At 41.8% G+C, this 9,874-nt stretch carries 14 protein-coding genes; 8 read left to right on the top strand and 6 right to left on the bottom strand.

Features of this window, described 5'->3' with window-relative positions:
• Positions 1–65 precede the first annotated feature (65 nt).
• A complete protein-coding gene (locus L1070_RS17145; RefSeq protein WP_237126514.1) occupies positions 66–356 on the bottom strand; it encodes a RebB family R body protein in 291 nt (96 codons plus the stop codon).
• 248 nt (positions 357–604) lie between these two features.
• The gene (locus L1070_RS17140) at positions 605–1,516 is read right to left on the bottom strand and encodes a LysR family transcriptional regulator (protein WP_237126476.1); all 912 of its coding nucleotides are present in this window, start codon (positions 1,514–1,516) and stop codon (positions 605–607) included.
• A gap of 147 nt (positions 1,517–1,663) precedes the next feature.
• On the opposite strand from L1070_RS17140, the gene L1070_RS17135 reads away from it, so the two are divergent.
• From L1070_RS17135 to L1070_RS17105, 7 genes are all read left to right on the top strand, one after another.
• Positions 1,664–2,113 (top strand): DoxX family protein, encoded by a 450-nt coding sequence (locus L1070_RS17135; protein ID WP_237126475.1) that lies wholly within the window; start codon positions 1,664–1,666, stop codon positions 2,111–2,113.
• Between the two features lie 68 nt (positions 2,114–2,181).
• Entirely contained in the window at positions 2,182–2,982 is an 801-nt protein-coding gene (locus tag L1070_RS17130) for a class III extradiol ring-cleavage dioxygenase (protein WP_237126474.1), read from the top strand.
• A 120-nt stretch (positions 2,983–3,102) separates the two neighbouring features.
• Positions 3,103–3,561, top strand: a complete 459-nt coding sequence (locus L1070_RS17125; protein ID WP_070987619.1) for a hypothetical protein — start codon at positions 3,103–3,105, stop codon at positions 3,559–3,561.
• A 580-nt stretch (positions 3,562–4,141) separates the two neighbouring features.
• Positions 4,142–4,363: a calmodulin gene (locus L1070_RS17120; protein WP_070987621.1), complete on the top strand. Its 222-nt coding sequence runs from the start codon at positions 4,142–4,144 to the stop codon at positions 4,361–4,363.
• A gap of 60 nt (positions 4,364–4,423) precedes the next feature.
• Positions 4,424–4,648 carry a hypothetical protein gene (locus L1070_RS17115; protein ID WP_070987623.1) on the top strand — a complete coding sequence of 75 codons (225 nt, stop codon included), beginning with the start codon at positions 4,424–4,426 and terminating at the stop codon, positions 4,646–4,648.
• A gap of 9 nt (positions 4,649–4,657) precedes the next feature.
• Entirely contained in the window at positions 4,658–4,867 is a 210-nt protein-coding gene (locus tag L1070_RS17110) for an EF-hand domain-containing protein (RefSeq protein WP_237126473.1), read from the top strand.
• A 41-nt stretch (positions 4,868–4,908) separates the two neighbouring features.
• On the top strand, positions 4,909–5,115 hold the full coding sequence (locus L1070_RS17105) for an EF-hand domain-containing protein (protein ID WP_237126472.1): 207 nt from the start codon (positions 4,909–4,911) through the stop codon (positions 5,113–5,115).
• Positions 5,116–5,170: 55 nt separating this feature from the next.
• Here the strand turns inward: L1070_RS17105 and L1070_RS17100 are convergent, their stop codons facing one another.
• The 4 genes from L1070_RS17100 to L1070_RS17085 all read right to left on the bottom strand — a co-directional run bounded on the left by L1070_RS17100 (position 5,171) and on the right by L1070_RS17085 (position 8,096).
• On the bottom strand, positions 5,171–5,764 hold the full coding sequence (locus tag L1070_RS17100; protein WP_237126471.1) for a hypothetical protein: 594 nt from the start codon (positions 5,762–5,764) through the stop codon (positions 5,171–5,173).
• Positions 5,765–5,986: 222 nt separating this feature from the next.
• Positions 5,987–6,460: a helix-turn-helix domain-containing protein gene (locus L1070_RS17095; RefSeq protein WP_237126470.1), complete on the bottom strand. Its 474-nt coding sequence runs from the start codon at positions 6,458–6,460 to the stop codon at positions 5,987–5,989.
• A 111-nt stretch (positions 6,461–6,571) separates the two neighbouring features.
• Positions 6,572–7,282 (bottom strand): hypothetical protein, encoded by a 711-nt coding sequence (locus L1070_RS17090; RefSeq protein ID WP_237126469.1) that lies wholly within the window; start codon positions 7,280–7,282, stop codon positions 6,572–6,574.
• A 13-nt stretch (positions 7,283–7,295) separates the two neighbouring features.
• Positions 7,296–8,096: a CPBP family intramembrane glutamic endopeptidase gene (locus L1070_RS17085; RefSeq protein ID WP_237126468.1), complete on the bottom strand. Its 801-nt coding sequence runs from the start codon at positions 8,094–8,096 to the stop codon at positions 7,296–7,298.
• A gap of 174 nt (positions 8,097–8,270) precedes the next feature.
• On the opposite strand from L1070_RS17085, the gene L1070_RS17080 reads away from it, so the two are divergent.
• Positions 8,271–9,806: a winged helix-turn-helix domain-containing protein gene (locus L1070_RS17080; protein ID WP_237126467.1), complete on the top strand. Its 1,536-nt coding sequence runs from the start codon at positions 8,271–8,273 to the stop codon at positions 9,804–9,806.
• The last annotated feature ends 68 nt before the right edge of the window (positions 9,807–9,874 follow it).

Raw genomic sequence — 9,874 nt, 5'->3', positions numbered from 1 at the left:
CAGATCTTACATGTCAATTAGCGTTTATCATGCAATTGTGACTGTGAGGCCCGATAAGTATGGCCTCAGTGATATATCTTCTCAATTACTACTCCGGATGCTGCTGTATCCACATCAAACAAAGTACTAATTGCCATTGCAGTTGCGGCTTGCTCGTCAATACCTTCCTGCGCTTGTTGCTGTACGGCGTTATAGGCAGCGTTAGCAAGCGCTTGACTGGTGTAAATCATTAGATTACCCATCACTTGAGCTGGGCTGTCGCCAAGTACTTTGTTATTGACTTGTGTCACGGTATCGGTGATTTGGCCGTTAACTGAGGTTGGCGCAGCGTCAACAAGGGCTGAGTGTACAGCCAGTGTCAGAGGTTTTGCTTTGCAGGTGTGGGTATTGCCAAGTACTTTGCTATTGACTTGTGTCACAGCATCAGTAATTTGGCCGTTTACTGCAGTTGGAGTTGCCATAATAATCGTCCTTTTAATCGTCTCGCTGCGACTCAAAACCTAGCGCGTCGCGGGTAATGGCAAAGTATAATACAAAACGGTTTGGTGAAAAGGCGTTTTGTATTTCACGGCATTACACCTGTTGATTGTGGACTCAATCAACTTTATTCAAAGCTATCCCAATACGGCGGTTGACCAAAATAATTGCTCAAAAAGTCTATAAAGACTCTGAGCTTGTGCGACATTAACTTGCGATGCGGGTAGAGCGCATACAGTGCTGTTGGTGCTGGCTCATACTCGTTCAAAATGATTTTGAGAGTTCCTTGTTGTAGTGCTTGGCTGACAATAAAAGTCGGTTGTAGCACATAACCTTGCCCCCCAATGGCGGCCTCGGCCAGTATTTCACCATTGTTGACAACCAAACTCACATCCCCTTTTTGGCTGCGCTGTTTTAGGGTGTTAATAAGGGGGGAGTCACTTTGACTGTAATCCATATAGCTGTATCGTAGGTAGTGACCTTCTTTTAGCTCGCTTGGATGCTTGGGTTCACCATGCTCTGCTAAATAAGCGGGAGAGGCGCACATGACTAGGCGAATGGGGGCGATTTTTTTGGCCACTAATGAGGAGCTACTTAAGTTGCCAATGCGCAGCGCCACATCAAAGCCTTCTTCAACCACATCGACTTTTCTGTCGCTCAGTTGTAGGTCAATACTCACGCCAGGGTGGGCCTGTTTAAAGTCTCTGAGCAACGAGGCCAAATGTAATGTGGAAAAACTCACTGGTGCGCTGACTCTGAGCAAGCCCTTTGCTTCTAATTGAAACTGGCCCACATGGCCTTCCATATCGCTGATACCTTCAAGAATATGCTTGGCGTATTGCAAACACTGCTCGCCTGCCTCAGTGAGGTGAATGCGCCTTGTGGTGCGGTTAAAAAGTCGTGCGCCCAAATAGCTCTCAAGTTGCGAGACATACTTACTGACCAACTGGTTTGAGGTATCTAGCTTGTCGGCCGCTTTGGTAAAGCTGCCTTCTGTTGCCACCGTTACGAAGGCTTTGAGTAAATCAACGCGGTCCATCTAAGCTCCAATTGTTTATAAACATTATGTTGGTAATTATTCAATATAACACACCTTTATGGTTTTTAAAGTTGGCAGTAATCTATACCTAACAGCACAGGGCTGTACGCAGACAGCCTAAAGACACTTATTTGGAGCAAATTGATTATGAACAAGCAAACTCTTTTAAAAATTTTATCATCTGGTGCGGGCAGTGCGGCGTTGGTTTTACGTATACCAGTGGGGGTTATTCTGGCAGCCCATGGTGCACAAAAACTGTTTGGCTGGTTTGGCGGATATGGCCTTGCGGGAACAGGGCAGTGGATGGCAAGCATTGGTTTAGAACCTGGGTATTTGATGGCATTTTTGGCGGGCAGCGCTGAGTTTTTTGGCGGTTTAGCCTTAATTGCTGGCTTGCTTACACGCCCAGCGGCATTGGTGAGTGCTTTTACTATGTTAGTTGCCATATTTACCGTGCACTTTAACAACGGCTTATTTATGTCAAACAATGGTTATGAGTTTGGACTGGCATTGTTTGCCGCCACACTGGCATTGACCATTCAAGGGGGTGGTCAGCTCTCGATGGATAACTGGTTGAGCAAGAAGCTCGCCAAGTAACGATAGCAGTTAAGCCAGAGAAATAGGCCCAAACAGCTGGGCCTATAGGCTTGGTTTTGGAGAAGCGTATGAACAATGCTCGCACAATCATGTACATTGCCCACGGTGGCGGCCCAATGCCACTGCTAGGTGACTCCGCGCATCAAAATATGATTGATACGTTAAAAGTTATGGCGGGTAAAATCGCAAAGCCGAGCGCTATTTTGCTAATAAGTGCCCACTTTGAAGCAAATATTCCCACGCTCACCTCAGGTGCTAAGCCAAACTTAATCTATGATTACCATGGATTCCCAAAAGCGGCCTATGACATACAGTACCCATGTAAAGGTGCGCCGCAATTGGCTCAAGCTGTACAACAGTGTCTGCAAAGCAGCGGTATCAACGTACAAAAAGACCCACAGCGCGGCTTTGATCACGGCATGTTTGTACCACTCAAGCTGATGTTTCCTGATGCGGATGTTCCGTGTGTACAACTATCGTTAGATAGCTCACTGGATGCAACAAAGCATTTAGCGATGGGGCAGGCGCTAGCAAGCTTAGATTGGGAGAACTTACTGATCATTGGATCGGGCTTTTCGTTTCATAATATGGCTGCATTTTTTTCATCAGATGACAGCGCAAATCAAAAAAACCAAACATTTGAGACTTGGCTACGCAACACTTTGACCAACACCAATATTACAGAAGCACAGCGTACACAGCTATTAGCTAATTGGCATACAGCGCCTGAGGCGCGATTTTGCCACCCGCGTGAGGAGCATCTGTTACCACTGCATGTATGTTATGGCGCAGCAAGAAAGGTGAGTGATGAATTATTTGCCTGTACGGTGCTCAGCAAACAATCGTCGATGTTTTTATGGCATGTTTAACAAACATTGTAGGGGGTCCCCAGACTGAATCTGAGCTTGGTGAGAAAACAGTGACTAAAACTGGAGCATAACTTGCTTTGTAGAGTGTACCAATGCACGTAATCAGTTTAAGGATTAATCATGATCACTCAAGGAATTAATAACTATTACCAGGTTCCCAATACTAATCAAAGTGTTAGAGAAAACCAGCGAAATACTCAAACGGTAAGTGACGCTCAGCAGGGGCAAAAGATTGCCCAGTCGCCTAACCGCTCCGTTGATAGAGCGTTTGATTTTACCAATATGACCTTAGCCGAGCAGTCAAATGCAGCCAAAGTTTTGTATGATCAAGGAGTGTTATCGATGGGGGAGATGGCATTTATGACGGGTCGTTACGGGTTAATTGAACATGATGGTAGCCTGGGCGGTACAACACTTGAGCAAGCTAACAGTGAGCGTTTTAACGTTATTGCCAATATGAAAGAGAGTCTTGCCACAGTGAAAGGTCAGGGGCAGGCTACACCAGAGGTTATCAACAACTACAACACTTTGATTAGAAAACTAGAAGTGTATCAATTTGGTCTCAATACCAGCGCTTGAACTAAGCGCGTATTGCGCGGTTATTGAGACTTCTAAACAAGCCAACTCAAGTGCCAAGGAGGTTATCAGACTTTCATAATCATATCTTTGTTGATGGCGTTTAACTTTACAGCGCTTAATACGGCCATACCGTTTGTACTCAATTGAATATCCCCGTATGTTGCTATCTGGCAACAAATACATTTAGCACAATAGAATATTGAAAATTATTTTTAAATAATTGATTATTAATTACTTTTTTATTATTTGCGCAGTTCTAAATTGTAGGCGTGTTGTGCAACACATTTAGCGTATTCTTGGCAATGTATTACGCAGTAAGAGTGAGGTGTTGCTAAATGGCAACAAGCTAACTGATTGAAAATACAGTACCTAAACGATTGCCATCAAAAAGCTGTTGCCAAATAGCAACATCCTCATTAAACCTTACCTGAACTAAAGTATGTGAAAAATCATAACTCATTGTAAATAAATGACTTTTAATGTTTGGCATCAAAGTTGGAATAGTTAGGTTGAATTTATCGTGAAACGCTCAGGCACTTGCTAAAAGCACCCGAGCTAAACAAACGGAAGGAAGCTAACTATGAAAAACTTAATTATTGCTACATCACTCACCGTTCTTGGTTCAATGTCACTACTGGCAAATGCAGGGTCGAGTTTTGACATGTTAGATACAGACGGTAATGGCGCTATCAGTTTAAGCGAGTCTAAAGCACTGCCAAAACTAATGGCGCAATTTAAAGATTTAGATACCGACGGCAATGGAGAGCTTTCTCAATCAGAGTACGAGAAGTTCTCGGGCTAATTTTTGGATGTCGTGGTGAGCTTTTATAGAGCTCACCAAGCCAATATAAGGAGCATAGCAATGCAAATCCCAACCACATTGTCATTTGCTACAGTCATTGCACTTTTTGCCCCATTAGTAATGGCTGCAGGATTATCATTTCATGAGCTTGACGTTGATGGCAATGGGCTAATCACGCCCTCCGAAGCCGAAATATCAAGCGCACTGATTGAACAATTTGCAAGGCTTGATAGCGACCAAAGCGATGATCTAAGCCCTAGAGAGTTTGCTCGGTTTAAACAATAGGAGTCAATTATGAACAGTTTAAAAACACTTATTGGTAGCTTGCTGGTTTTAAGCAGCAGCGCAGCCTTAGCCGCTAGTTTTAGCGATTATGACGCAAATCAAGATGGCTTAATTAGTAAAGAAGAGGCGGCCGTCTCAGTCGAACTCAGTGAGGCTTTTGACAAGCTAGATACTGACAAGGACGGCATGCTAAACGAGAAAGAATTTAGCGAATATTAATCAATAACAGATAAATTAAATCTCAATTTAAGGAGAAAATGATGAAAAAGCTAAACGTACTAGTAACAACTGTGGCAATTATGGCCAGTGGTGCTGCGATGGCAGGTGGCTTCAGCGATTATGATCTTGATAAAGACGGCATGATCAGCAAAAGTGAAGCAGCTATGTCAGACCAGCTTATCAAAGTATTTGATGACTTGGACATCAACAAAGATGGCCAACTATCAAAAGAGGAATTCAACAAGTAATCATACACAGCTCGCTTCTTGACCCATCAAGCCCAGTTTTAGCTGGGCTTTTTCATTAAAAGCGATAGGTTAGATTGAGACTCGCTTGAAATTGAGTCAATACATCGCCATCAAAGTGCCAGCCGCAACCGTCATCTGTTGTTGGGTCATTATCACAACTAATTTTTGAACTGTTTTTTACGATGGTTGCAACCCATCTTAGCTCTGAGCCCACGCTCAATCCTCCCGCAAGCTTGTAGTCAACACCCGCAAATAAACCTGATGCGAAGAAGGTATCCTTCTCGACAAAGTTGGTGGTGATATAGTTAGCGCCAAGCTGTGCACCAGCATAGGCTGATAGATTTTCTGTTACCGGTCTATATACCGCACTTTGAAACAGTAACAGTTCTGAATCTATCTTCTGTTGCGCGTTACTTTCTAGCTCACCGCCAAAAAAGCTGTAGTAGATGCCGTATTTGGTATCATTTATGTGTCTGTCTACGCTGATTGCAAAATGAGCGTCGTCAGCAATTTCATGCTCTTGCCCTTTGCTGGTGGTAAGTGTTTGGCTAAAAGTTTGGCCTGCGTACGCCGTCACGCCAATATCTGCAAAACTGGGTGCTGAAATAAACGCAGCACCTACAAGCGCCGCACAGAGTAATTTTTTCATGGGATTTCCTTGTCAGTGTGGCCGAAAAAAGGCCACCCAAAAAAACGTTATATAGCTTGGCGCAATTTTACATTAAATGTCAGATATATAAACCTTGTTGATTGATTGTCTGCTCCGTTAGTGGTTCATTTAACCTGCTTGGCATTTTCGCTGGTATATAGCATTGCAAACAGCATTCCTGATGTAAGGAGTTTATCCATTTATAATTAAGAGTTAGGCTCTTTATGATTTATTATCCTTATTTGTTATTTCTTCATACCAAATACCAAACTTATCCCCTTGCCACTTGAGCAGCGTAAATAAATACGCTGTCATTAGCATAATAAGTCCACCAACCAACGCTGCTTCATTGACCAAACCTAGTAGGCAGAACGCAAAACCAAAGACATGCGATATAATTTCTATACGTTTTGCAGTATTGCGCTTAGGTCGAAGTTGTAAAAAATTAAACGTAAACCAAATTTTCATAAATAGCGGCAAACTGTTCCAATTTTCTGAGTTTTTATCAAACATAATAGTCTCCTGATGCAATGTATCGATTGATACATCAAGCGCTGCGGCAATACATTTTTGAGATTCTATACTTGCATTTGCGCCGCTTTCTATCCTTTGAATAGTTCTGACACTAAGGCCAGACATCTCAGCGAGTTGTTCTTGTGACAAACGACGACTTATCCTTAGTTGTTTAAGAATCATAAAATATCTCCTGCACTCTCCAACTAAAATATTTGATCAAAACTATCACTGTCAGGTACGTAATTGACACGACAGTTCCCCGACAGTGACTAAATTAGACGCATGGAACCCTTAGTTAACGATTTGAAACTGTTCGTAGCGGGTGATAGAGAACGCTTCTATGTCGATAAAAAACGCGTAACTCCCTGTTAGGACCTTTGAGACGGTGCGAGTAATGAGTGGGCCACCTGACCAAGCCTCAGCGAATTCAAACCTCACAATAAATTCATGCACTTTGACCATTGCCTCAGGATTAAATGGCTTCTTGGCAAAAACCTTCAATGCTAAAAAGCGAGGCGATTGTTTTGAAACAGTAAGTTCAGTGACCAATGAAGATTGAATGCGCTTGTTAATTTTACTGCTGTCTACTTCTTGGTTTGACTCGTCTATTTTTGCCGACACTGTTGTTGGGATACTCAATATCCATGTCGACTTTGTTTCTCTAATCAGTTTTGCTTGTTTGGGGAAACGGTTTGGCTCAACCATTATACTGGATTGCCAATTTATCAGTTCATCTTCGTCACTAGGCTTTACCTTTGGGTAGAGCACTTCATTACCGTGTTCATTCAATCTAAGCTGCCTTTGTTTCGTTTTTTGAGAGCCAGTGCGGTTTTCTGAGATTTCAACAAAAGCAATAGAGCGCCCATCGGAAATAGCACTTCTTGCTTGTACAATATGCTTTAAGGCTTGCAGATAGGCTTCTTGTGCTAAATGCTCTGGGTTTTGAGCGTTAGCGAATGGAAAGAACAGCAAACCTAATGCAATAACGACTAATCTAAACATAATGCCACCGTACTTAAACTTGGGCGGCAGGCAATCTAGATGTGCCTGCGCGCAGATAGAAAAGGCCGGGTATGGTTGATAGCACGAGGAAGAGCGCAACAATAATCACATATGCGGTTACACCAGGGCTTTCAAAACCTTGGCTGTTGGTTACGAAAAAGTCGTTAATCGTACCAAAGCTGTTAATTGCGGTATGAACGATAATGGCAGGCCACAGCGACTTTGAAAGGTATACAAGTCCTGCGAAACCAATACCGATTAATGTAGCAAAGATAACTTGTGCAATGACGTCAATCATTGGCATGTGATAAAGGTTTGCAAGATGCGCTGCACCGAAAATAAATGCTTGAAAAAGGACAGCTAAGAATACACCTTTTTGAGTGCTTCCCCATTTACGAAGAAGCATATAGAAACACAAACCTCTCATTAGTACTTCTTCGAAGAAACCCGTTGCGAAGTTTGATGTTAACCAAGCAAATAGCCTAATTGGTGAGTATTCCACTGCTTGCCAGCTGACGCTCGTTAAGCTTAATAAAGCGATGAGCAAAAGAGGTATGCTTGCTAACAACCAACGTCCTTGCCACAAAGGTATAGGCAACATTAAACCAGCCTTAGTTTGCCACTTTAGCGCCTTTAGTAAATGAATGACGGCCAAAGAAATGAGCGTCAACACTGCTAAACGAGGCCAGTTAAACAAAGGATTAGGATCTGCTTCAAACGCCTTAGCAACAAACAATAATCCGACAGAGAAAAATGTAATGATAATCGAGGCCATTGCAGGGCTGCTTTTTATAAAATGCTTTAACATGTCCATTTTTAGAATTACCTATTCAGTTAAAATTTACGCTACAATGCCATATCAAAGGTTATTTTAAGTCTTATAGATTTCTATAAATTTCTATAATTTTATAATTAACAAATAGTTAGGTTTCAGTTGCCAACTCAAGGTCATTTCAACGATTTGGTACCAGATTAATTAAGACGGCATATGTCACGTTATTTTAAAATAGCCAGTTGGTATTTTTACCCGCAAAAAAATGAAGTTCATAATGGCAATGAGATCATTAAAGTCAGGCCAAAAACTTCAGAGCTTTTAACCGTCTTACTTGAAGCAAATGGTCAAATCGTAAGTAAAAGTGAATTATTACAAGAAGTATGGAACGACGTTATTGTAGAAGAGCACGTCATTTTTCAATCCATCACTGAACTGCGCAAGATATTCGGTGACACTCGCGTTATTAAAACGCACCCGAGAAAAGGCTACTCAGTGTCAGTGCCAATTACTAAGCAAACCTATACACATAATTGTGGTGAAGCTAGCCAAGTTAACTCCCCCTCCAACACCCAGCTTAAAACACGCCCTGTGCGTAGGTTCGTATATGCAATCATTGCTTTGGCTCTTGTGTTAGTCACTTTTTTAACCATACAAAACCATTTTGATGACAAGGAACCACACGCTGATGCAGGAGCAATTATTGTATTGCCTGTGAACAATCGTATCATGGGGTCAGAATATAAATGGGTGCGCTACGGAGCAATGGACCATCTTATTGATAATTTGCAGTATCAGGTAAAACCTTTAGTTTTACCGACTGAAATGGTTTTAGATACGATAAAGCGCGCCAATTTAGCCATCGATAATTTTGAAGAAGATGACATAAAACCATTGTTTGAAGTATCGGGCGCAAATGTGATCATCACTCAGTCTATTGCTGGTTTTAATGGTGAGTTCCAATTGGTATACAGGGTTTACAAGGCAAATGATGTTTCTCGTGGCGTCGTATTTGCCGATGACCTCAATACGCTTTTGTCAGATTTTCAAACGCTAATGCTAACGTCATTAGGTGCTAAGCAAAGAAAAGTTCCCAGTAATTATCAGCGTAACTTTACAAATACGCTAATGGCATCAGCGATAGATGAATTCCAAATTGGTGGTTATGAGAAAGCCGCCACCATGTTTCAAGCGGTATTGGTCACTGAACCTGAGAATTTGTTGGCGATTAAGATGTTGGTAAAATCTTATATTTATCTCGGTGAATACGTTCAAGCCGAAAAAATCGCAAAAAATGCAGTTAAGTTTACTGAAAAAAATGGAGAACTTAAAAATTTGGGAAGGCTTTATGTTTGGCAAGCCATTAGCGTCATTCAACAAAACAAATATGAACAAGCACTGTTGCTACTAGACAAAGCGAAACCTTTGAGCCAAGAAACAAATGATCACTTGTACCTTGCAAATAATGCTCGAATTGCTGCAAAAGCACACCTTAAATTAACTAACTACGAGCAATCGAGAAAGGAAATTGCTAAGGCTTTGTCATTCTATGAAGCAATTAGAGAGCCGTACGGCCAGTCAAGCATATACATTGACTTAGGCGAACTTGAACTCGCTTTGAATAATATTGAACAAGCCATAGTTGCATTTACTAAAGCGTTAGAATTAGCAACCCAAAGTCGATTAACACAGCTCATAGATATATCTAATGAGTGGTTGCAGAAAACGTCAGAAGCCAGCACTAACCTTTAAACAAGTATTTTTATTAAAGCCTTTGTAACTGCTCCAGTTTATTATTGCTCGTTGGTACAATTATGCAG

Origin of the sequence: Pseudoalteromonas sp. MMG022 (assembly GCF_021654245.1) — a bacterium.
GTDB classification, from domain to species: Bacteria; Pseudomonadota; Gammaproteobacteria; order Enterobacterales; family Alteromonadaceae; genus Pseudoalteromonas; species Pseudoalteromonas amylolytica.
Note: the sequence above shows the minus strand (reverse complement) of the source record. Positions and strands in the feature narration are given on the sequence as shown.

Excerpts from the sequence above, each read along its gene's own strand:
- L1070_RS17090 (WP_237126469.1), bottom strand. The coding sequence starts at position 7,282 with ATGTTTAGATTAGTCGTTATTGCATTAGGTTTGCTGTTCTTTCCATTC.
- L1070_RS17140 (WP_237126476.1), bottom strand. The coding sequence starts at position 1,516 with ATGGACCGCGTTGATTTACTCAAAGCCTTCGTAACGGTGGCAACAGAA.
- L1070_RS17115 (WP_070987623.1), top strand. The coding sequence starts at position 4,424 with ATGCAAATCCCAACCACATTGTCATTTGCTACAGTCATTGCACTTTTT.
- L1070_RS17110 (WP_237126473.1), top strand. The coding sequence starts at position 4,658 with ATGAACAGTTTAAAAACACTTATTGGTAGCTTGCTGGTTTTAAGCAGC.
- L1070_RS17120 (WP_070987621.1), top strand. The coding sequence starts at position 4,142 with ATGAAAAACTTAATTATTGCTACATCACTCACCGTTCTTGGTTCAATG.
- L1070_RS17095 (WP_237126470.1), bottom strand. The coding sequence starts at position 6,460 with ATGATTCTTAAACAACTAAGGATAAGTCGTCGTTTGTCACAAGAACAA.
- L1070_RS17135 (WP_237126475.1), top strand. The coding sequence starts at position 1,664 with ATGAACAAGCAAACTCTTTTAAAAATTTTATCATCTGGTGCGGGCAGT.
- L1070_RS17130 (WP_237126474.1), top strand. The coding sequence starts at position 2,182 with ATGAACAATGCTCGCACAATCATGTACATTGCCCACGGTGGCGGCCCA.
- L1070_RS17105 (WP_237126472.1), top strand. The coding sequence starts at position 4,909 with ATGAAAAAGCTAAACGTACTAGTAACAACTGTGGCAATTATGGCCAGT.
- L1070_RS17080 (WP_237126467.1), top strand. The coding sequence starts at position 8,271 with ATGTCACGTTATTTTAAAATAGCCAGTTGGTATTTTTACCCGCAAAAA.
- L1070_RS17100 (WP_237126471.1), bottom strand. The coding sequence starts at position 5,764 with ATGAAAAAATTACTCTGTGCGGCGCTTGTAGGTGCTGCGTTTATTTCA.
- L1070_RS17125 (WP_070987619.1), top strand. The coding sequence starts at position 3,103 with ATGATCACTCAAGGAATTAATAACTATTACCAGGTTCCCAATACTAAT.
- L1070_RS17085 (WP_237126468.1), bottom strand. The coding sequence starts at position 8,096 with ATGGACATGTTAAAGCATTTTATAAAAAGCAGCCCTGCAATGGCCTCG.